Consider the following 251-nt stretch of genomic DNA (forward strand, 5'->3'; position numbering starts at 1 on the left):
GTTTTTCACTGCACGATTCATTCTCTGCCTCCTATTCCGAGAAACGATGTTCTCGCCCATTAAGTATATGCCTATACTTTGGGGATTTCCTTTATCTTACCACGTCACATTTTCAAAAGAAAAACGTTAGCCCCCGTAAACGCTCGGCTTGAGCACACCGACATAAGGAAGGTTACGATATTTCTCTTCATAATCGAGACCGTAGCCGACAACGAATTCGTGTGGAATCACGAAACCGCTATAGTCTGCTG

General features: G+C 44.2%; 1 pseudogene. It reads right to left on the minus strand.

Annotated features, from left to right (window positions below):
* Nucleotides 1-126: 126 nt before the first annotated feature.
* Nucleotides 127-251: pseudogene (locus tag AC2Q9J_RS18275) on the minus strand (hypoxanthine phosphoribosyltransferase); the annotation flags it as partial.

This window comes from Planococcus sp. RAB007_Raresut, from assembly GCF_057369535.1.